Genomic DNA, 19,960 nt, shown 5'->3' with positions numbered 1-19,960 from the left:
GGCTCCCCAGGTTGCAACCGCCGTGCAACGTCCCGGATCCGCTCGAACAGGGCGCGATCGGGGCCCGAACAGCCGGTTCATCGAAATTTAGCGTGGCCTAAGTCACTGCTTTCGGGTGAGACTCCGCTCCGGGTCCACGGTCGGCCGTGGGCGCAGTTCCCCCTGCAACGAGGGACCCCTGCAACGAAGCGGAGGACTGATGACGCGGATCAGCGTGCGGGTGGACGGGGCGTCGTACGACGACGACGTCGAGCCCCGGACCCTGCTGGTGCACTACCTGCGCGAGCAGCTCGGCAAGGTCGGCACGGTCGTCGGCTGCGACACCAGCAACTGCGGCGCCTGCACCGTGCACCTCGACGGCGAGGCCGTGAAGAGCTGCACCGTGTTCGCCGTCCAGGCCGACGGCGCCGAGGTGACCACCATCGAGGGGGTCGGCCAGGGCGGGGAGCTGCACCCGGTGCAGAAGGCCTTCCACGAGATGCACGGGCTCCAGTGCGGCTACTGCACCCCCGGCATGATCATGGCGTCGATCGACCTGCTGGGTGAGAACCCCGACCCCAGCGACGACGAGGTGCGCGAGGGCATCGAGGGCAACCTCTGCCGCTGCACCGGCTACCAGAACATCGTGCGCGCCGTGCGGCACGCCGCCGCCGAGATGCGCGGCAATGGCTCCGGCCCACCCACCAACGGCTCCGTCGCGCCCGCCGAGGTCGACACCGCCGCGGCTCCGCACGTGGTGGAGGCACGATGACCGCCGTCGAGGAGCGCACCGGCACCGAGGGGCCGGAGAAGGAGATCGGCAAGGCCCGCCGCCGCAAGGAGGACGCCCGGCTGATCACCGGCCGGACGACCTGGACCGACAACATGGTCCTGCCCGGCATGCTGCACCTGGCCGTCGTCCGCAGCCCGGTCGCCCACGCCCGGATCACGCACGTGGACGTCAGCGCAGTGCGGGAGGCCCCCGGCGTCGTCGCCGTCTACACCGGCCAGGACCTGGCCGAGGAGCAGGGCTCGCTGCCGTGCGCCTGGCCGGTCACCCCGGAGATGGTCAACCCCGGCCACCCGTCGATCGCCGTCGACCAGGTGAACCACGTCGGCGAGGCGGTCGCGGTGATCGTCGCGCGCAGCAAGGTCGCCGCCCAGGACGCCGTGGAGCTCGCCGACATCGACTACGAGCCGCTGCCGGTGGTGCTGGACATGGAGCAGGCGGTCGCCGCCGGCGCCGACCTGGTCCACGACCACCTGGAATCCAACACCAGCTACCACTTCGTCTTCGACGCCGGCGAGATGGGCACCGGCGGCGACACCGAGCAGGCGTTCGCCGACGCGGACGTCGTCGTCAGCCGGCGGTTGGTCCAGCAGCGGCTGATCCCCGCCTTCATGGAGCCGCGCTCGGTCGTCGTCCAGCCGCAGGGCGACAACTACACGATGTGGTCGGCGACCCAGATCCCGCACATCCTGCGGGTCATGGCCGCGATGGTCACCGGCATCCCCGAGCACAAGCTGCGCGTCATCGCCCCCGACGTCGGTGGCGGCTTCGGCGGCAAGCTGCAGGTGAACCCGGAGGAGATCCTCTGCCTCCTGATCGCCCGGCGGCTCGGCAAGCCGGTCAAGTGGACCGAGACCCGCAGCGAGTCGCTGATGACCGCGCACCACGGCCGTGACCAGATCCAGTACGTGGACATCGCAAGTGATCGCGCCGGCCACGTGAAGGGCCTGCGCGTCCGGCTGCTGGCCGACATGGGCGCCTACCTGCGGCTGATCACGCCGGGTGTACCGGCGCTGGGCGCCTTCATGTACCCGGGCATCTACAAGTTCCCGGCCTACCGGTTCGAGTGCGACGGCGTGTTCACCAACAAGGTGCCCACCGACGCCTACCGCGGCGCCGGACGCCCGGAGGCCACCTTCGCCATCGAGCGGATCATGGACGAGCTCGCCGCCGAGCTGGGCATGGACCCGCTGGAGCTGCGGCGGAAGAACTGGATCAACGCCGACGAGTTCCCCTTCACCACCGTGGCGGGGCTGGCCTACGACAGCGGCGACTACGAGACGGCGACGCAGCAGGCGCTGGAGCTGCTCGGCTACGACGAGCTGCGCGCGGAGCAGCAGTGCCGCCGGGAATCGAACGACCCCGTCCAGCTGGGCATCGGCATCTCCACGTTCACCGAGATGTGCGGCCTGGCCCCCTCGCGGGTGCTCGGCTCGCTCTCCTTCGGTGCCGGTGGGTGGGAGCACGCCTCCATCCGGATGCTGCCCACCGGCAAGGTGGAGGTCGTGACGGGCTCGACCCCGCACGGCCAGGGCCACGAGACGGCGTGGAGCCAGCTGGTCGCCGACTCCCTCGGCGTCCCGTTCGAGGACGTCGAGGTGCTGCACGGCGACACCGCCATCTCCTCGCGGGGGCTGGACACCTACGGCTCCCGGTCGCTGGTGGTCGGCGGCTCGGCGGTGGTGAAGGCGGCGGACAAGGTCATCGCCAAGGCCCGGAAGATCGCCGCCCACCTGCTGGAGGCCAGCGAGGACGACCTCGAGTTCGCCGGCGGGAAGTTCTCCGTGCGGGGGACGCCGGGCGCCTCCCTGGGCATCCAGGAGATCGCGCTGGCGATCTTCGCCGCGCACAACTATCCGGAGGGCATCGAGCCCTCGATCGACGCCGATGCGACGTTCGACCCGGAGAACTTCTCCTTCCCGCACGGCACCCACCTGTGCGCGATGGAGGTCGACACCGACACCGGGTTCGTGAAGATCCGCAAGTACGCCTGCGTCGACGACGTCGGCACGATCGTCAACCCGCTGATCGTCGAGGGCCAGGTGCACGGCGGCCTGGCGCAGGGCATCGCGCAGGCGCTGTACGAGGAGGCCGTCTACGACGCCGACGGCAACCTCACCACCGGCACCTTCGTCGACTACCTGGTGCCGGCGGCCTCGGACCTGCCGCACTTCGACACCGGCAACACCGTGCACACCGCGCCGGGCAACCCGATCGGCGCCAAGGGCGTGGGCGAGGCCGGCTGCATCGCCTCGACCCCGGCGGTGGTGAACGCCGCCCTGGACGCCGTCCGGCACCTGGGCGTCACCGACATCCGCATGCCGTTGACACCCGAACGCGTCTGGCGGGCCATCCACGACGGCGGCGACGGCGGCGACCGGGCGACCGCCCGCACCAACGCCCAGGCCGTCGACTCCTCCGACGCCCCGTCCACCACCGGAGGTGCGCTGTGATCCCCGCGCCGTTCGAGTACGCCCGCCCGACCACCGTCGACGAGGCGCTGCAGGCCATCGCCGAGGGCGGCGAGGACGTGAAGATCCTGGCCGGCGGGCAGTCGCTGATCCCGGTGATGCGGCTGCGGCTGGCCGCGCCGGAGACCGTGGTCGACCTCGGCCGGGTCGCCGAGCTCCGCGGCGTGCGGGAGGAGGACGACGCGATCGTCGTCGGCGCGATGACCACGCACTCCGACGTCCTCGCCGACCCGCTGATCCGGCAGTACGCCCCCCTGGTCGCGGAGGCGACCGCCACGGTGGCCGACCGGCAGGTGCGCCACCGCGGCACGTTCGGCGGCGCCCTGGTGCACGCCGACCCCGCCGGTGACCTGCCCGCGGTGGCGCTGGCACTGGACGCCGAGTTCGTGATCGTGGCCCCGGGTGGGCGGCGGACCGTCGGGGCCTCGGACTTCTTCGTCGACTACCTGACGACGGCGGTCGAGGAGGGGGAGCTGCTCGTCGAGGTCCGGCTGCCCAAGCTCGCCGGGTCCTGGGGCATGCACTACGAGAAGTTCAACCGGGTGGCCCAGGCGTGGTCGATCGTGGCCGTCGCCGCCGCGGTCCGCCGCGAGAACGGGCGGATCGCCGAGGCGCGGATCGGGCTGACCAACATGGGCCCGACACCGCTGCGCGCCCGGCAGGTCGAGGAGGCGCTGGCCGGCGCGGAGGCAACTTCCGAGGCCGTGGCGGCCGCCGCCGCGCACGCCGCCGAGGGCACCGAGCCGAGCAGCGACCTCAACGCGCAGGCCGACTACCGCCAGCACCTGGCGACGGTCCTGACGCGCCGCGCGGTGAGCACCGCCGCCGGGCTGTAGCGTCGGGTTCCCGCCCGGTCAGAACCCGTCCGTCCCGGCGTCCCGTCGGTCGCTCCTCCTGGAGGTCCTGCAGTGCAGCTGGAGAACTCGTTCACCGTCCCGGTGCCCATCGACGAGGCCTGGCGGGTGCTGCTCGACATCGAGCGGATCGCGCCGTGCATGCCCGGTGCCGCGCTGGACTCCGTGGAGGGTGACGACTTCACCGGCCGGGTGAAGGTCAAGCTCGGCCCGATCAACCTGACCTACCAGGGCAAGGCCTCCTTCATCGAGAAGGACGAGGCGGCGCACCGGGCGGTCATCGACGCTCGGGGCAAGGACCAGCGGGGCAACGGGACGGCGGCCGCCGTGGTCACCGCGAAGCTGGCCGCCGAGGGGTCGATCACGCGGGTCGACGTGCTGACCGACCTGAACATCACCGGCCGGCCGGCGCAGTTCGGCCGGGGCGTGATGACCGACGTCGGCAACAAGCTGCTCGGCCAGTTCGCCGACAAGCTCGCCGCCCAGCTCGGCGAGGGCGACGCGCAGGGCGACGCCGACCGGGCCAGCGCCGCGGCCGGAGCCGGCGCCGCGGCGGATGCGGGCACGGCGGCGAAGGCGGCGGCGACGGCCACGGGCGCGGTCGAGGAGATCGCCGCGTCGGCCGAGCAGGCCGCGGGCGACAGCACCACCGGCACGACCGTCAAGAAGGCTGCGGCGGCCACGAAGAAGGCGGCCGCGTCGGCGACCGACAAGGTGTCCGGGCAGGGGGCCGCTCCGGGCGAGGCCCCCGAGCAGGAGTCTGCGACCACGGAGACGCCGGCCAAGGAGACCGCGGCGAAGGCGACCGCGGCCAAGGCCACGCCGGCCAAGGCCACGCCGGCCAAGAAGGCTGCTGCCGGCAAGGGCGCCGCGGGGAAGGAGTCGGCGACCACGGAGACGCCGGCCAAGGAGACCGCGGCGAAGGTGACCGCGGCCAAGGCGGAGCACGCCGACATCCCCGGAGCCGACGCGGCGGCGGCCGGCACCGCGCCCGCTGCTGCCCGGGACACCGCGCCCGCCGGGAAGGCGCCCAGCACGCCACCGAAGGGCACCACCGCCCCGCCGACCCGGCCCGCGACGGGTGCCCCGCTGCGCAGCGTGCCGGGTACCGGGCCGTCGGCGGACCGCCCGAAGCCGAAGCCGGCCGAGCCGGAGCCGATCGACCTGCTCGAGGTCGCCGGCGGCGCCGCGCTGTCCCGCTACGCGGGGCCGGCGGCCGGAGCGGCGATGGTCGCCCTGGTCGTCACGCTGCTGGTCCGTCGCCGGCGGAGTCGCCGGCGCGGCTGAGCGGGGTCCGCGCGGGCGGGCGTGCATCGGAGTGTCGCGGCACAGCGAGCGGGTAGGCCAGCAGCCGCCGCTCCGTCGACGCAAGGAGACCTCGGATGGGACACACGCAGCCATGAACACCCCGGACCCCCGGTACGGCGGCAAGAACCCCAGCCCGGCTCAGCTGTCGCGGTACCTGCGCACCGGATCCGACCCCGACCTGGGCCGGCGCCGCTGGCTGGTCGGGCTGTCGCTGGCCGGGGTGACCATCGGTCAGGTCGTCGGCGCCTACCAGGTGGGCCTCCTCCGGCACCTGCCCGATCCGCCGGTCGGCCCGTTCGACTCCGACCGGGTCGACGCCTCGGAGTACGCGTACGAGCGGGCCTCGACGCCTGACGGGCTGATCATGATCGTGACCTACGCGTTCACGGCCTGGCTGGCCGGCGCGGGCGGCGCGAACCGGGCGCAGCACCGGCCGATCCTGCCGCTGCTGATGGCCGCGAAGGTCGCCTCCGACGTCGCCATCGACGTGAAGCTCGCCCGGGAGGAGTGGCAGGAGAACAAGGCGTTCTGCGCCTGGTGCCAGACCGCCACCGCGCTGTCGGGCGTCTCGCTCGCCCTCGCGCTGCCCGAGGCACGGAGGGCCTGGCGGCAGCTGCGGAAGAGGTAGCCCTTGACAGGGTGCGCGGATGCGCAGTTCTGTTCGCTAAGACTGCGCATCGGCGCTCACCGTCGAGCTGCTCAGACGACCTCGGACAGCCAGGATGCGGCGGCCGCGCCGACGACATCGGGGTTCCGCTCGAGCGAGTGGTCGCCGGGCACCGCGTACACCGATGCACTGGCGCGGCCGGTGAGCACGGCCGCCACGTCGGCCGGCGCGCCGAGCGCGTCCCGCTCGCCCTGGATCACCACCAGGGGCAGCGCGACGGCGGTCAGCTCGCCGGCACGGCTCTTCTCCGGCCGGCCCGGCGGGTGCAGCGGGAAGGCCAGCGCAAGCACGCCGTCGGCGCCGACCTGCGCCGCGGTGCGGCAGGCCACCCGCGCGCCGGCGGCGGCCGCCGACGACCAGCGGCCCCGTCAGGTGCCCGGTCCCGGACAGGTGCGCGAGCACCGCCCGCCAGCCCTCGTCCAGCCGCGCGGGCGCCGGCGCGATCCTCTTCCCGGCCACCCGCCACGGCTGCTCCACCAGCAGCACCCGCCAGCCGGCCTCGGCGGCGTCCCGGGTCACCGCCACCAGGTCGGCCGACTCCACGCCACCCCCGGCGCCGTGCCCGAGCAGCAGCGTCCCGCGCCGCCCGCCGTCGGTCAGGTGGGCGCGGGCGGGGCCGTGCGGGGTGCCGATGCCGAGGGCGCTCACCGCGGCGGCAGCGCCAGCAGCGCGTCCACCGCCCCGGCGAGGTCGGCGGCCACGACGTCCGCCTGGCCGTACACGGTGGGGAAGATCCGCTCGCTGCGCGGGAACCAGGCACCGGTGAGGCCCGCCCGCTGCGCCCCCTGCACGTCCCAGCCGTGCGCAGCGACCAGGGCCATCCGCTCCGGCGCGACGTCGCAGCTGCCGGCCGCCCACACGTAGACCTCGCGAGACGGCTTCCAGACGCGGATCACCTCGCTGGACAGGCTCCGCTCGACCAGCGGGGTCACCCCACCGCGCTCCAGGCCGGCCTCGGCCACCCCGGGCGAGCCGTGCGTCAGCGTGATCACCCGGACGCCGGCCTCGGTCAGGCGGCGCAGTGCCGGCTCGACGTCGGGGTGCGGCGCCAGTTCCCCGAAGGAGTCCGCCACCGCTGCACGCCGGTCCGCGGACAGGTCGGCCTCCTGGGCCAGCGCGTCGTCGAAGGCATCCCGGAAGCGGCACCACGAGCCGACGGCGGCCGCGGCGAAGCCGGTCAGCAGCGTGCGCGCGAACACCGTGCTCAGCAGCGACTCGGGCTCCCCGGCCTCCACGAGCGCCGCCCGCACCGGCGCCAGGTCCAGCAGGGTCTCGTTCACGTCGAAGGCGACCACCTCGGGCCGGGCGCGGGTCATGGGCGTCATGCTGCCGGGCGGCCGGTGTCCCCGCTCGCCGTTCCCCGACGGTCCGCGGTCGCCGTCCCCTCACGGTCCGCGGTCGCCCGTGCTCGGCGGTGCCGGCGGACGTCCTTGGCCCGCTTCCAGACCAGCCAGCCGATACCGAGCGCGGCCGCTGCGTAGATCAGGTAGTCGACGTACTCCAGGTACTCGTTGACCACGTCGCCGAGGGCTACGCCCAGGCCGATGAGCACGCCGTTCCAGATGAGGCTGCCCGCGGCGGTGTAGACGATGAACTGCAGGAACGGCATCCGGACCACGCCCGCGGGCACGGAGATGAAGCTGCGCACGATCGGCACCATCCGGCCGAAGAAGACCGCCCCCCGGCCGTGCCGCTCGAACCAGGCGAAGGTGCGGTCGACGTCCGCGGTCTCCACCAGCGGCAGCCGGTCGAGGAACGCGTGCGCCCGCCGCGGACCCAGGGCCCGGCCCACGTAGTAGAAGAAGACGGCGCCGATGATCGAGCCCAGGGTGGCGAAAAGGATCACCGGGAGGAGCGACATCCGGCCGTCGTTGATCAGCACCCCCGCTGCACCGAGGACGACCTCGCTGGGGATCGGGGGGACGACCGTCTCCAGCAGGATGGCCAGACCCACGCCGACCGCCCCCAGGGTGTCGATCAGGTCGAGCAGGAATCCGGTGATGCCACCCTCGTCGGAGGCTGCAGCGGCGAGGAACGACATGGGCTCCACGGTATCGGCGCTCCCGGCCCGCCGCCGGGCCCCCGGGCGGCGGCGCGGCTAGGTTCGGACCCATGCGGCAGCGCTTCACCGCCCGGGCCGTCGTCGTCGGCGACCGCGCGGGCACCGTCGTCCCCGATGCGGTGGTGGACGTCGCCGACGGCGTCGTCGACTGGGTCGGTCCGGCCGCGGAGGCCCCGCCCGCCGGCGACGCCGACGTGGTGGCGCTGCCCGGTGTCCTCACGCCCGGCCTGGTCAACGCGCACTCGCACGCCGCGATGGTGCTGTTCCGCGGGCAGGGCGAGGGGCTGCCGCTGGACCGCTGGCTGCGCGAGGTCATGTGGCCGCGGGAGGCCCGGCTCACCCCGGAGGACGTCGAGGTGGCGATGATCGCGGCGTCCGCCGAGATGCTCGCCGGCGGCATCACCACCAGCGTCGAGATGTACTTCCACCCCGAGCGGATCGCCGCCGCCGTCACCGCCACGGGCGCCCGCGCGGTGATCGCCACCCCGCTGCTGCCCCTGCCGGGCATGCCGCCGGTGTCCGAGCAGCTCGACGCCGCCGTCACCCTGGCCGCCGGCGCGCCCGGCGACGGCACCGTCGAGTACGGCATCGGACCGCACGCCGCCTACACCGTTCCGCTCCCCGTGCTCGCCGACGCGGCGCGGGCCGCCCGTGAGCACGGCCTGCTGCTGCACCTGCACGTCGCCGAGACCGCCACGGAGGGCGCCGACCTGCTCGCCGCGCACGGGCTCTCGGTGCCGGCGCTGCTGGCCTCCTACGACGTGCTGGGTGGGCGGGTCCTCGCCGCGCACTGCGTGCACCTGGACGACGGCGACCTCGAGCTCTGGCAGGAGTACGACGTCGCCGTCGCCCATTGCCCGGCCAGCAACGCCAAGCTGGCCAGCGGCGTCGCGCCGGTTCGTCCCATGCTGGACTGCGGCATCCGGGTGGGCCTGGGCACCGACGGGCCGGCGTCCAACGACTCGCTCGACCTGTTCGCCGACCTGCGGCTGGCCGCCGGGATGGCCCGGCTGCGCGAACGGTCGGCCACCGCGCTCACCGCCGCCGAGGCGTTCTGGCTGGCCACCGGCGGGGCCGCGGACGCGATCGGCCGCCCCGACCTGGGACAGCTCGCCGTCGGCCGGCGGGCCGACCTGGTGCACGTCGACACCCGCGACCTGGTCTTCGAGCCGGTCGGCGACCCGGCCGACGTGCTGGCCCACCTGGTGTGGTCCGGTGCGGGACGGCACGTGCGGGACGTGTGGGTGGGCGGCCGGCCGGTGGTGCGCGACAGCGCCTCCACCACGGTCGACGTCGACGCCCTGCGCACGGACGTCGCCGCCCGGGCCGCGCGGCTGGCACAGCCGTGACCCCCGCCCGGCGCGTCCTCGTCGTCGGCGGTGGGCACAACGGGCTGGTCGCGGCCTGCTACCTCGCGCGGGGCGGTGCGGACGTCCTGGTGCTGGAGCAGTCCGGCCGGCTCGGCGGCGGTGCGCGGACGGAGGAGGTCCTCCCGGGACACCGGTTCGACACCCATTCCGCGGCGCACAACATCATCCAGGCCACCGGGATCGTCGAGGACCTGGAGCTGCCCGCAGCCGGGCTGGAGTACCGGGAGATGGACCCGTTCTCGGTGGCGGTCTTCCGGGACGGGCGGATCGTCCGGTTCTTCCGGGACGTCGAGGCGACCGTCGACTCCATCGCCGAGGCCGACCGCGACGAGGCCCGCCGGTACGCGGCCTGGATGCGCGAGGCCATGCCGGTGGTCACCGCCATGCGGGGCGCGCTCGACGGCCGGCCGTCCCGGCTGCCCGCCCGGGCGTTCGCCGGCCTGCGGGCCGTGGCGCGCAACGGGGGTCCGCTCGGTCTGGCCCAGGTGCTGCTCTCCCCGTACGGGAAGCTCCTGGAGCAGCGGTTCGCCTCGGACCTGGTGCGCGCCCCCGTCTCGGCCTTCGCCGCGCACGCGTCCGCGGCGCCGGACGCCCCCGGCAGCGCCACCTTCGCGATGTGGCAGGCCTTCTACCACCAGGTCGGCCAGTGGCACGCCGTGGGCGGGTCGCAGGGACTGATCGACGCGCTCGCCGCTCGCCTCGCCGCCCTGGGCGGGTCCTGGCGCACCGGCGCGGCGGTCGCGCGGATCACCCGGCGGGGTGACCGCGCGACGGGGGTGGAGCTCGAGTCGGGCGAGCGACTGCCGGCCGACGCCGTCCTCACCGCCCTCGATCCCGGGACGGCGCTGCTCGACCTGCTCGACCCCCCGTTGGACGGGCCGGAGGCCGACCGGCTGGGCAGCACCACGCGGAGCAACGCCGTCCAGATGCTCGTGCACGTCGCGACCACCGGGCTCCCGGCCTACCCGGGAGCCCGCCCGGGGGACTGGTCCGGACTGCAGTCGTTCGTGGACGGCCTGGAGTCGCTCTCCGACGGGTTCGCCGCGGCCGGGGCCCGATACCTGCCCGACGACCCGGTGCCCACCTACGCGTTCACCCCGAGCGCGATCGACGACACGCTGGCCCCGCCCGGCCGGCACACCGTCTACCTCGCCTGCCCGTGCGCGCCGTACCGGGTGCGTGGCGGGTGGGCCGCCGTCGCCGAGGAGTTCGCCGACCGCATGGTCGCGACCGTGGAGGCCCGGGCGCCCGGGTTCACCGCCTCGATCACCGGGCGCGCGGTGTACACCCCGGAGCAGATGGCGGCCGACCTGCGCTGGCCGGGGGCCCACCCCATGTACGGCGATCTCAACCTCGACCAGCTCGGCCGGTTCCGGCCGACCCGTGCGCTGGCCCGGCACCGGACGCCGGTGCGCGGCCTGGTCGTCGCCGGGGCCGGGACCGCGCCGGTGGGCGGCATCGCCGGGGCGAGCGGCCGCTCGGCCGCCCGGGTGCTGCTGCGCGACCTGGGCTGAGGCGATCGGTGGCGGGCGACCGATCGGGATGGGAGCGTCGGGGGATGGCGCCCCGGGGTGCCGCGACGCACACCGAGGAGGACGGCATGGGACGGCGCCGCGAACTGCGCGCACGGTGGCAGGAGCTGCGGGAGCGCACCCGCCCGGTCCACCCGGAGACCGAGCGAGCGCTCGCCGAGCGGTGGGCCGCGCTGCCGGACCATGTGCGCACGCCGGCGCAGAGCCTGGGCCGGCACGCCGTCGGCTGCGAGGGCACCCACGGCGTCTTCCCGAAGTGCAACCTGACCTGCACGCCCTGCTACCACTCGGCCGACGCGAACAAGGTGCGGATCGACGGCGGGCACACCCTCGGTGAGGTCACCCGGCAGATGGCCTACCTGCGCGAGCGCCGCGGCCCCTACGCCCACGCCCAGCTGATCGGCGGCGAGGTCAGCCTGCTGACCCCCGACGACCACGCCGCCGCGCTGCAGGCCATGCGGGACGCCGGCCGGTCGCCGATGTCGATGACGCACGGTGACTTCGACCCCGAGTACCTGCGGGCGCTGGTCACCGGACCGGACGGCGCGCTGCGGTTCGACCGGGTCAGCTTCGCCGCGCACGTCGACTCGTTGATGCGCGGCCGCCGCGGCGCCGTCCGCCCGCGCAGCGAGGCCGAGCTGAACCCGTTCCGCGAGCGGTTCGTGCAGATGTTCCGCGACCTGCGGGCCGAGACCGGCCTGCGCTACTACCTGGCCCACAACATGACCGTCACGCCGGCCAACGTCGGGCAGGTCGCCGAGACCGTGCGCGAGGTGATCGGCATGGGCTACTCGATGATGAGCTTCCAGCCGGCCGCGCACGTCGGCGACGAGCGGCGGTGGAAGGAGTCCTACACGGCGGTCGACGCCGATGCGGTCTGGACCGAGCTGGAGAAGGGCATGGGACAGCCGATCGCCCACCAGGGCGTCGATTTCGGCGATCCGCGCTGCAACCGGCTCGCCTTCGGCTTCCTGCTCGAGCGCCGCTGGCACCCGTTCGTCGACCCGGAGGTGCCGGCCGAGACCGCTGCCCGCGACGCCTTCTTCGCCCACTACGGCGGCATCGCCTTCAGCAACACCCCGCCGGCCCTGCTCCTGGTCAAGGTGCTGCGCGCCGCGCGCCACCACCCCGGCGACCTGCGGATCGCGCTCCGCTGGGCGCGCAGCCTGCTGCGCCGGGCCGGCGGGGTGCGGCGGCTGGCCCGGGGCGCCCGTGCGGGGCGGCTCGGACTGATGACGTTCGAGGTGCACAGCTTCATGGACGCCGCCGACGTCGGGCCGGCCTGGGAGCTGATGCAGCAGGGCGTCGAGGCCGGCGACCCCCGGATCCGGGCGACCCAGGAGCGGCTGGCCGCCTGCACCTACTCGATGGCCCACCCGGAGACCGGGCAGCTGGTGCCCGCCTGCGCCCAGCACTCGGTGCTGGACCCGGTCGAGAACGCCGGGCTGCGGAAGCTGCTGCCGCTCACCCCTGTCTAGGCGGGTGGGGCGTCCCGGCCGGCCTCCCGCGCGGGCGGGGAGGTGGCCTCCACCGCGGTGAGCGCCTCGACGATCTCGTAGGTGTGCTCGACGCCGGCCGGCACGACCCACGAGTCGCCCGGTCCGAGGTCGAGCGTGTCGTCGCCGGTGCGCAGCCGGGCCCGCCCGGAGACGACGTACCCGACCGTCTCGTAGTCGCGCGCCGCCTGGGGCTTGCCCTCGCTGGTGGGCTGCTCGTCCCACAGCCGCATGGCCACCCGGGAGCCGGAGGCCAGGTACCGCTGGCCCATCTCGCCGGTGCTCGCCGCGGTCACCGTGATCTTGTCGACGCCGTCGTCCGTCTGCTCGCTCACGGTGAGCGCGCTACCCGTGCCCGTTGCCGTCCATGCCCGGGATGTTCTGCGGGTGCCGCGGTCGGTCCGCGGACGGCGGCGAGCCGGCGGGCGCGCACTCGCTCACGGCAGCCTCCAGAGATCGGGCGTTACGCTGCCGGGGTGTTCGAGCCTCTCGTCGCGGCGATCGAGCAGGATCTGGTCGATCTACGTGAGCGCGGACGCATGGCCGGTGCGGAGGCGCTGAGTCGGCACGTGGGGCGACACCTCAACGCGGCAACGAGCTCAACGCGAGCTGTCACCCAGCCATCCCGTGCGGCTCAGCTGTGGTAGACGTCACCTTCGGTGATCGATGTCGAGCACGTAGACGATGCCGTTCGCATCATCGATGCGATAGCGGACGCGGTACTCGCCTCGGCGCGCGCGCCATTGACCGGTGAACGGGGCACGCAGCGGCGCACCGACGCGATGCGGCTCGTCTGCCAACGGGCCGAACAAGAACTCGACGCATGCTGTGGCAGCTGACTCCGATAGGCGTTCGGCGAGCTGCCGTCCGGCCGTCCGGGTCACCACGATGTAAAAGGTCACCCAGTCGATCCGGACCGCCGCGCGGTGAGCAGCGCGCGCACCTGGGCCTCGTCCAGCACGTTCCCCCGCTCGATGTCCTCCTCGGCGCGGGCCACGCGCGACCGAGCATCGTGGTCGCTGAGCAACTCGAGGGTGGCCTCGATGGACTCGAGGTCCTCGGCGGCAAGGAGCACCACGTAGTCGCGCCCGTTCTTGGTGATCTGGACACGCTCATGCGTCGTCGCTACGCCTTCGGCGATCTCCGACAGGCGCGCCTTCACCTCGGACAGCGGCAGGGTAGTCATAGACCAGAATATTAGTCGACGACTGGCCGGCCGCGCGCCGCAGGTGCTCCCGGAGTCAGGCGTCGCTGGGCGATGGCACCGGCTGCGCCGGCGCGTCGTGGTCCACTGGCACGACCCAGCGGTCGGCCACCGGCAGCCGCAACCCCACCGTGCGGCCCGTGGCCACGTCCTCGCCCGGGCCGAGCTCGGCGTCCACCGTGGCCGTCCGGCCGTCGCCGGTCACCTCGACGGTGACCAGGGCGCGCAGCCCGCGCGGGCGCACCCGGACCGCGGTCCCGACGGCGTCGGCGGCGGGATCGGCGGCGGTGGTCACTCGCACCGCCTCGTGCCGGACGACGAGCACGGCGGGGCCGTCCGGCACCGGCGCAGCGAGGTCCAGCGCCCCCAGCGGTGACTCGTGCCGCCCGTCGCGCACCACGCCCGCGACCTCCGTGCGCCCGCCCAGCAGCCGGCTGACCGCCAGCGAGGCCGGGCGGGCGTAGAGCTCGCGCATCGGCCCGGCCTGCAGCAACCGCCCACCGTCGAGCACCGCGACGCGGTCGGCCAGCGCGGCGGCCTCCGCGTGGTCGTGGGTGACCAGCAGGATCGTCGGGTCCAGGCGCATGCGCAGGCCGGCCAGCAGCTCGTGCATCTCCTCGCGCAGCCGGGCGTCGAGCGCGCTGAACGGCTCGTCGAGCAGCAGGACCCGAGGTTCGGCGGCCAGCGCCCGGGCCAGGGCCACCCGCTGCTCCTGCCCGCCCGACAGCGCCCGCGCCGGCCGGCCGCCGTAGCCGCCCAGCTGCACCAGCTCGAGGAACTCCTCCGCCCGCCGCCGCGCCGCCCGCCGCGGCGCCCCGCGTACCCGGTCGGCGAAGGCCACGTTGTCCCGCACGGACAGGTGCGGGAACAGCAGCGGCCGCTGGAAGACCATCGCCATCCCCCGGCGCTCGGGCAGGACGCCGGCCAGGTCCACGCCGTCGAGGTGGACGCTGCCCGCGGTCGGCTCGTCCAGACCGGCGGTGAGCCGCAGCACCGTGCTCTTGCCCGACCCCGAGGGGCCGAGGACGGCCACGCAGGAGCCCGCGGGCACCTCCAGGTCGACGTCGGCCAGCGCGGGCACCGAGCCCTTGCCGTGCACCCGGGTCAGCCCGGTCAGCCGCAGCGCGCCGCCGCTCACCGGCGCCCCCTCCGTCCCAGTGCGCCGACGATCAGCAGCAGCGCGACCGGCGGCAGGACCGAGGTCAGCGACAGGGTCGCCACCTGGGCGTCGCTCCCGGTCGCCGACGCAGCGGACGCCACCAGCAGCGGCAGCGTGGTCAGCCGCCCACCGCCGACCAGCACGGTGACGATGTAGTCGCTCCAGCCGACCAGGAACGCGAGGAAGGCAGCCCCCGCCAGCGCCGGGGCGACCAGCGGCAGCTGCACCGAGCGCACGGTCTGCCATCGGGTGGCGCCGAGGACGCGCGCCTCGTCCTCGAAGCCCCGGTCGTGGGCGGCGTAGGCCGCCCGCATGGTCAGGGTCGTGTACGGCAGCGCGGCGACGACCAGCAGGACGACGACGCCCGCCGCCGCCGGGATGCCCAGCCGCAGCAGCAGCACGTCCAGGCCGAGCGCCACGGCGAACGGGGGGAGCGCCAGCGGCGAGAGCAGCACGGCGAGGACGGCGGTGCCGCCGGGCACCTGCCGTGCGGCCAGCGCCCGCCCGGCCATGGCGCCCAGCGGCGTGGCCAGCAGCGCGACGACGGCGCCGAGCAGCGTCGAGGTCAGGAACGCCCCACCGGCACCCGCGGCCAGCGCCTCCTCGGCCCCCCGGGTACCCCACTCCTGCGGCAGGACGGCGGGGAAGGTCCACCGGTCGGCGAAGGCCCACAGCAGCAGCGGGAGCAGCGGCAGCACCAGCCACAGCGCCAGCAGCGCGCGCCCGGCCCGGGAGGCGGCCAGCACCGCCGGTGGAGCCGTCACTGCTCGGCCGCCAGCCGCCGCAGCGCGCGCAGCGAGAGGAGGACGACGACCAGGGCCAGCCCCGCCGTGGTGAGCGCCACCGCGGCGGCCTGCGGTCGCGCGGCCAGGTCGATGGAGGTGAACAGCCGGTAGGCCAGCACCGGCAACGGCTCCGGATGGGCGCGGCCGAGCAGCGCGGCCACCTCGTAGGAGCCCAGCGTGTACACGAAGCTGACCGCGGCCGTGCCGCCCAGCGCAGGGGCAGCCAGCGGCAGGGTGACGTGCCGCAGCCTGGCCCAGCGGCCGGCGCCGAGCAGCGCCGCCGTCTCCCCGTAGGACGCCGCCCGGGAGGAGAGCACCCCCGCGACGACGAGGGCGACGAACGCCGACTCCTTCCAGGCGTACTCGGCGACGACCGCCAGCCACAGCGGGCCGCCCACCAGCGGCGGCCACGACGACGGGTCGACGCCGAGCAGCCGGGACAGGAAGCCGGCGTCGGCGAGCAGCAGGCCCATCGCGGCCGCCCCGACCAGGTGCGGGATGGGGATGGTGAGCGCGGCCAGCGCGCCGAGCAGCCGGCTGCGGCGGACGGCGGCGGTCGCGGCCAGGGCCAGGCACAGCCCGACCACGGTGGCGACGAGGGTGGCGGTGGCCGCGATGCCCAGCGAGAGGCCGATGCCGGTGCCGAGGTCGCCGGCGGCGTCCCGGTAGGCGTCGAGGGAGAGCCGCGGTTCGCCCACCAGGGGCGCGAGCCCCAGGCTGAGCAGCGCGGCGGAGACGAGCGCAGCACCGACGACGGCGACGACGGGGACCAGCGCCGGGAGCACCAGGAGCACCGCGCCCCTCCGCGGGCCGGTCGGGCGCTCGGTCGACGTCACGGGGGGCCGCTCAGCCGGCGGCGATCTGCCGGCGCCAGCCCTCGTCCAGGGCGGTCACCCACTCCGCCTCCACCTCGGGGTCGGCGCCGTCGCTCAGCTCGGCGTACGGCGGCAGGACCTCCGACTGCGGCAGCTCGGCGAAGCGGGCCCCGAACTCCTCGGGGAGCAGGTCCGGGTCCAGGACGGTGTACTGCCCCCACACCTCCGGCCGGGCCTTCTGGAACTGCTGCTCGGGGGAGAGCGCCAGGTTCGCCACCGCCATGGCGCCGGCCCGGCTGCCGGACGTCGCCGGGATGGCCAGGAAGGACACGTTGCCGATCGTGCCGTCCTCGACCAGCAGCACCCGGGTGGTCTCCGGGAAGGTGCCGTCGGCCACCAGGTCGGGCAGTGTCGCCGGGCCGTAGGTCATGGTGAAGTCGATCTGGCCGTCGGCGTACAGCTGGTCGAGCGCGCCGAGGTCCTGCGGGTAGGTCTCACCGCCGCGCCAGAGCTCGGGCTCGATCTCCTGCAGGGTCTCGAACAGCTCCGGGGTGAGCTCCTCGTACGCCTCCTGCGAGAACTCCAGCGGCACCTCGTCGACCCCGCCGGACACCTCGTACAGCACCTGGCGCACGAAGACCGAGCCGGTGAAGTCCGGCGGAGCGGGGTAGGTGAAGCGGCCCGGGTTCGCCTCGATCCAGGTCAGCAGCTCCGCGACGCTGCCCGGCGGGTCCTCGACCCGTGCCGCGTCGTAGACCAGCGCGAACTGGGCCTTGTGCCACGGTGCCTCGCAGCCCTCCACGTCGCGCCCGAAGTCGGTGCTGACCAGCGGGTCGTCGGGGTCGACGTAGGCCATGTTCGGCAGCATCGACGTCCAGCCGCACAGCCAGGCGCCGGCCTGCTGGCCGGTCGCGAAGTTCTCCCCGTTGATCCAGACCAGGTCCACCTCGCCGTCGGTGACGTCGGCCTGCCGCTCGGAGAGCACCCGGTTGACCGCGTCGGCGGTGTCGGCGATCGGCACCCGTTCCAGGGTCACGCCGAGCTCGGCGGCCGCGGGGGCGAGGACGTCGTCGACGTAGGCGTTGCCCTTGTCGTCGCCGCCGTACATCCACAGCCGCACCGTCTGGCCCTCCGCGTCGGCGAGGACGTCGTCCCAGTCGCGGTCCGCGGCGGTCGCCGGCTCGCTCGCCGGTGCCGAGCACGCGGTCAGCGCCAGGGCGAGCGCGCAGGTCGCCGCTGCCGCCCAGCGGGCGCGTCCGTTCGCGGGGCGTCGTCGGGCCATGAATCGGGGACCTCCTCCTCCGGAGCGGCGCCTTCGGATGTGGCCGCGACGGGTTCGCTACGACAGGATCGTGCCCGACCTAGATCGCGTCCGCCAGGCGGGCGCCCGGACCCCGGGGACGGTGGCGTGCTCGATCCTGCGGCGCGGCGCGTGCTCGACGCGCCCCTGGCGCGCGCCGCGGGCGCGCTCGACCGGCCGTGGCTGAGCCCCGACCGGCTCACCGCCGCGGGGCTCGTCCTGGGCCTGGGCAGCGCGCTGGCCGCCGGCCTCCAGGCGTGGACGGCGGCGCTGGTGCTGTGGCTGGTCTCCCGGCTGGCCGACGGGCTGGACGGGCCGCTCGCCCGGCGGCGGCATGCGGCTGGTGCGCCGGGGGGCGCCGGCAGCGGCGGGTTCTTCGACATCACCGCCGACTTCTGCGTCTACGGCAGCACGGTGCTCGGCGTGGCCATCGGCGCGACCCGCGGCTTCGACGCCCCGTGGGAGCCCTTCGCCGTCGTCCTGCTGGCCTACTACGTGAACGGCACGGCCTTCCTGGCGTTCTCCTCCATCGCCGAGCGCGCCGGCCGGCAGCTCGACGACGGCCGGTCGCTGTCGTTCCTCGGTGGGCTGGCCGAGGGCACCGAGACGATCGCCGTCCACGCGCTGTGGCTGCTGCTGCCCGCGATCGCCTGGCAGGTGGCATGGGTCTGGGCGGTCGTGGTGGCGATCAGCGCCGCGCACCGGATGTGGATCGGCTACCGCTCGCTGCGCTGAGTGCCCCGCAGACGCCCGCGCACCCACACCGCGGCTCTCAGCGCGCCGCTGATCAGGGGGTCGGCCAGCCGGGCGCGGAGGTCCTCGACTGCGGCGTCGACCAGCGCGTCGTTGTAGGTCGGATAGGCGTGGGTGGTCCCGGCGAGGTCGGAGGTGGTGAGCCCCTTGCGGATCGCCAGGGTCAGCTCCCCGAGCGTCTCGCCCGCGCGCGGGCCGACGACGACGCCGCCGACGAGCCGGCGACCGTCGACGACCAGGGAGGTGAACCCGTCCGTTCCACCCTCCGCGACGGCGCGGTCGACCGTGGCGTGCTCGACGCGGCGGACGGTGAGCCCCCGCTCCCGGGCCTCGGCCGGGCTCACGCCCACCGAGGCCACCTCGGGGGAGGTGTAGGTGACGCGGGGGACCACCGGATCGACGGTGCGGCGCAGCCCGAGGACGGCGTTGCCCGCCGCGATGCTGCCGTGCATCCCGGACAGGTGGGTGAAGAAGGGCGTGCCGGTGACGTCACCGGCGGCCCACACCCGCGGGTTGCTGGTGCGCAGCGAGCCGTCGACCGCGACGGCGCCGTGCTCGTCCAGCTCCACCCCGGCGGCCGCCAGGCCGAGGTCGCTCGTCCGCGGCCGGCGACCGACCGCGACCAGCAGCCGGTCGAAGGGCACCGAGCTGCCGCCGTCCAGGTGCAGCAGGCCGGGCTCCACCCGGGTCCCCTCCGCGCCGAGCCGCAGCTGCACGCCGTCGCGGCGCAGCGCCGCCGCGACCAGGGCGGCGGCGTCGGCGTCCTCGGGCCCGAGCACCCGGTCGAGGCCGTCGACGACCGTGACCTCCGACCCCAGGCGGGCGAAGGCCTGACCCAGCTCGCAGCCGATCGGGCCGCCGCCGAGGACGACCAGCCGGCGAGGGAGCTCCTCGAGATCCCACAGCGTCTCGCTGGTGAGCGCATCGACGGTGTCGATGCCCTCGATCGGTGGCACCAGCGGGGCGGCACCGGTGGCCAGCAGCGCGGCGCGGAAGCGGACCGGCCGCCCGTCGACGAGCGCGGTGTCGGGCCCGGTGAGCGCCGCCCTGCCGAGGACGACGCGCACCCCGGCCGCGGTGAGCGCCTCGGGGGAGTCCTGCGGCTGGATGGTGGCGATGGCCTCGGCGACGTGGGCGCGCACCCGGGCGAAGTCGACGGTGACCTTCCCGGTGTCGACGCCCAGGCGACCGGCCGCGCGGGCGTCGGCGGCGGCGGTCGCGGCGGCGAGGACGGCCTTGGAGGGCACGCAGCCGGTCCACAGGCAGTCGCCGCCGGTGCGGTCCTGCTCGACCAGCATCGTGCGGGCCCCGAGGGTGGCGGCGGTGTGCGCCCCGACGAGCCCGGCGGTGCCACCGCCGACGACCAGCAGGTCGACGGTCTCGCTCGTCGGGGGCTTCGGCACGGGGCGGCTCCT

General features: G+C 74.9%; 20 protein-coding genes. 9 read left to right on the top strand and 11 right to left on the bottom strand.

All coding sequences use genetic code 11. From position 1 onward, the window contains the following. The first annotated feature begins 199 nt into the window (after positions 1 to 199). The 5 genes from BLASA_RS21895 to BLASA_RS21875 all read left to right on the top strand — a co-directional run bounded on the left by BLASA_RS21895 (position 200) and on the right by BLASA_RS21875 (position 6,030). Positions 200 to 751, top strand: coding sequence for a (2Fe-2S)-binding protein (locus BLASA_RS21895; RefSeq protein WP_014378455.1), 552 nt, complete (start codon positions 200 to 202; stop codon positions 749 to 751). Continuing rightward, positions 748 to 3,222: a xanthine dehydrogenase family protein molybdopterin-binding subunit gene (locus BLASA_RS21890; RefSeq protein WP_014378454.1), complete on the top strand. Its 2,475-nt coding sequence runs from the start codon at positions 748 to 750 to the stop codon at positions 3,220 to 3,222. Before BLASA_RS21895 ends, BLASA_RS21890 begins: the two co-directional genes overlap by 4 nt. Continuing rightward, the gene (locus BLASA_RS21885; RefSeq protein WP_014378453.1) at positions 3,219 to 4,076 is read left to right on the top strand and encodes an FAD binding domain-containing protein; all 858 of its coding nucleotides are present in this window, start codon (positions 3,219 to 3,221) and stop codon (positions 4,074 to 4,076) included. Before BLASA_RS21890 ends, BLASA_RS21885 begins: the two co-directional genes overlap by 4 nt. Before the next feature lie 72 nt (positions 4,077 to 4,148). After that, complete coding sequence (locus BLASA_RS21880; RefSeq protein WP_014378452.1) at positions 4,149 to 5,381, top strand: SRPBCC family protein; 1,233 nt, start codon at positions 4,149 to 4,151, stop codon at positions 5,379 to 5,381. Positions 5,382 to 5,493: 112 nt separating this feature from the next. Further along, positions 5,494 to 6,030, top strand: coding sequence for a vitamin K epoxide reductase family protein (locus BLASA_RS21875; RefSeq protein ID WP_014378451.1), 537 nt, complete (start codon positions 5,494 to 5,496; stop codon positions 6,028 to 6,030). A gap of 71 nt (positions 6,031 to 6,101) precedes the next feature. On the opposite strand, the gene BLASA_RS26105 is transcribed toward BLASA_RS21875, so the two are convergent. The 3 genes from BLASA_RS26105 to BLASA_RS21860 form a co-directional block, all read right to left on the bottom strand. Then, a complete protein-coding gene (locus BLASA_RS26105; protein ID WP_014378450.1) occupies positions 6,102 to 6,398 on the bottom strand; it encodes an alpha/beta family hydrolase in 297 nt (98 codons plus the stop codon). A gap of 315 nt (positions 6,399 to 6,713) precedes the next feature. Next, positions 6,714 to 7,385, bottom strand: coding sequence for an HAD-IA family hydrolase (locus BLASA_RS21865; protein WP_041775905.1), 672 nt, complete (start codon positions 7,383 to 7,385; stop codon positions 6,714 to 6,716). 5 nt (positions 7,386 to 7,390) lie between these two features. Continuing rightward, positions 7,391 to 8,110: a DedA family protein gene (locus BLASA_RS21860; protein WP_014378448.1), complete on the bottom strand. Its 720-nt coding sequence runs from the start codon at positions 8,108 to 8,110 to the stop codon at positions 7,391 to 7,393. A 71-nt stretch (positions 8,111 to 8,181) separates the two neighbouring features. Between BLASA_RS21860 and BLASA_RS21855 the strand changes: the two genes are divergently transcribed. The 3 genes from BLASA_RS21855 to BLASA_RS21845 all read left to right on the top strand — a co-directional run bounded on the left by BLASA_RS21855 (position 8,182) and on the right by BLASA_RS21845 (position 12,511). Further along, positions 8,182 to 9,480 carry an amidohydrolase family protein gene (locus BLASA_RS21855; RefSeq protein ID WP_014378447.1) on the top strand — a complete coding sequence of 433 codons (1,299 nt, stop codon included), beginning with the start codon at positions 8,182 to 8,184 and terminating at the stop codon, positions 9,478 to 9,480. Beyond that, complete coding sequence (locus BLASA_RS21850; RefSeq protein ID WP_014378446.1) at positions 9,477 to 11,015, top strand: phytoene desaturase family protein; 1,539 nt, start codon at positions 9,477 to 9,479, stop codon at positions 11,013 to 11,015. The genes BLASA_RS21855 and BLASA_RS21850 overlap by 4 nt, the downstream gene beginning before the upstream one ends. A gap of 86 nt (positions 11,016 to 11,101) precedes the next feature. Beyond that, positions 11,102 to 12,511, top strand: coding sequence for a hypothetical protein (locus BLASA_RS21845; RefSeq protein WP_041776856.1), 1,410 nt, complete (start codon positions 11,102 to 11,104; stop codon positions 12,509 to 12,511). On the opposite strand, the gene BLASA_RS21840 is transcribed toward BLASA_RS21845, so the two are convergent. The 7 genes from BLASA_RS21840 to BLASA_RS21810 form a co-directional block, all read right to left on the bottom strand. Further along, on the bottom strand, positions 12,508 to 12,864 hold the full coding sequence (locus BLASA_RS21840; protein ID WP_014378444.1) for a cupin domain-containing protein: 357 nt from the start codon (positions 12,862 to 12,864) through the stop codon (positions 12,508 to 12,510). The genes BLASA_RS21845 and BLASA_RS21840 overlap by 4 nt on opposite strands. 315 nt (positions 12,865 to 13,179) lie before the next feature. Then, positions 13,180 to 13,431, bottom strand: a complete 252-nt coding sequence (locus BLASA_RS21835) for a type II toxin-antitoxin system RelE family toxin (RefSeq protein ID WP_014378443.1) — start codon at positions 13,429 to 13,431, stop codon at positions 13,180 to 13,182. Further along, positions 13,428 to 13,715: a type II toxin-antitoxin system Phd/YefM family antitoxin gene (locus tag BLASA_RS21830; protein WP_014378442.1), complete on the bottom strand. Its 288-nt coding sequence runs from the start codon at positions 13,713 to 13,715 to the stop codon at positions 13,428 to 13,430. The genes BLASA_RS21835 and BLASA_RS21830 overlap by 4 nt, the downstream gene beginning before the upstream one ends. A 55-nt stretch (positions 13,716 to 13,770) precedes the next feature. Beyond that, on the bottom strand, positions 13,771 to 14,871 hold the full coding sequence (locus BLASA_RS21825; protein ID WP_014378441.1) for an ABC transporter ATP-binding protein: 1,101 nt from the start codon (positions 14,869 to 14,871) through the stop codon (positions 13,771 to 13,773). Further along, positions 14,868 to 15,656 (bottom strand): ABC transporter permease, encoded by a 789-nt coding sequence (locus BLASA_RS24680; protein WP_197536244.1) that lies wholly within the window; start codon positions 15,654 to 15,656, stop codon positions 14,868 to 14,870. Before BLASA_RS24680 ends, BLASA_RS21825 begins: the two co-directional genes overlap by 4 nt. Further along, a complete protein-coding gene (locus tag BLASA_RS21815) occupies positions 15,653 to 16,471 on the bottom strand; it encodes an ABC transporter permease (RefSeq protein ID WP_014378439.1) in 819 nt (272 codons plus the stop codon). Before BLASA_RS21815 ends, BLASA_RS24680 begins: the two co-directional genes overlap by 4 nt. 52 nt (positions 16,472 to 16,523) lie before the next feature. Next, positions 16,524 to 17,774 carry an ABC transporter substrate-binding protein gene (locus tag BLASA_RS21810; protein WP_014378438.1) on the bottom strand — a complete coding sequence of 417 codons (1,251 nt, stop codon included), beginning with the start codon at positions 17,772 to 17,774 and terminating at the stop codon, positions 16,524 to 16,526. Positions 17,775 to 17,900: 126 nt separating this feature from the next. On the opposite strand from BLASA_RS21810, the gene BLASA_RS21805 reads away from it, so the two are divergent. After that, positions 17,901 to 18,527 (top strand): CDP-alcohol phosphatidyltransferase family protein, encoded by a 627-nt coding sequence (locus tag BLASA_RS21805; protein WP_014378437.1) that lies wholly within the window; start codon positions 17,901 to 17,903, stop codon positions 18,525 to 18,527. Here the strand turns inward: BLASA_RS21805 and BLASA_RS21800 are convergent. After that, positions 18,509 to 19,948, bottom strand: a complete 1,440-nt coding sequence (locus tag BLASA_RS21800) for a dihydrolipoyl dehydrogenase family protein (protein WP_014378436.1) — start codon at positions 19,946 to 19,948, stop codon at positions 18,509 to 18,511. The two genes, BLASA_RS21805 and BLASA_RS21800, sit on opposite strands and share 19 nt — an antisense overlap. Positions 19,949 to 19,960: the final 12 nt, after the last annotated feature.

The organism is Blastococcus saxobsidens DD2 (assembly GCF_000284015.1).
Classification (GTDB): domain Bacteria; phylum Actinomycetota; class Actinomycetes; order Mycobacteriales; family Geodermatophilaceae; genus Blastococcus; species Blastococcus saxobsidens_A.
This window is presented reverse-complemented; position numbering and strand designations above follow the sequence as displayed.

Bases quoted from the DNA above. Each gene is read 5' to 3' on its own strand.
- BLASA_RS21865 (WP_041775905.1), bottom strand. From the start codon at position 7,385: ATGACCCGCGCCCGGCCCGAGGTGGTCGCCTTCGACGTGAACGAGACC.
- BLASA_RS21830 (WP_014378442.1), bottom strand. From the start codon at position 13,715: ATGACTACCCTGCCGCTGTCCGAGGTGAAGGCGCGCCTGTCGGAGATC.
- BLASA_RS21895 (WP_014378455.1), top strand. From the start codon at position 200: ATGACGCGGATCAGCGTGCGGGTGGACGGGGCGTCGTACGACGACGAC.
- BLASA_RS21875 (WP_014378451.1), top strand. From the start codon at position 5,494: ATGAACACCCCGGACCCCCGGTACGGCGGCAAGAACCCCAGCCCGGCT.
- BLASA_RS21810 (WP_014378438.1), bottom strand. From the start codon at position 17,774: ATGGCCCGACGACGCCCCGCGAACGGACGCGCCCGCTGGGCGGCAGCG.
- BLASA_RS21855 (WP_014378447.1), top strand. From the start codon at position 8,182: ATGCGGCAGCGCTTCACCGCCCGGGCCGTCGTCGTCGGCGACCGCGCG.
- BLASA_RS21845 (WP_041776856.1), top strand. From the start codon at position 11,102: ATGGGACGGCGCCGCGAACTGCGCGCACGGTGGCAGGAGCTGCGGGAG.
- BLASA_RS21860 (WP_014378448.1), bottom strand. From the start codon at position 8,110: ATGTCGTTCCTCGCCGCTGCAGCCTCCGACGAGGGTGGCATCACCGGA.
- BLASA_RS21890 (WP_014378454.1), top strand. From the start codon at position 748: ATGACCGCCGTCGAGGAGCGCACCGGCACCGAGGGGCCGGAGAAGGAG.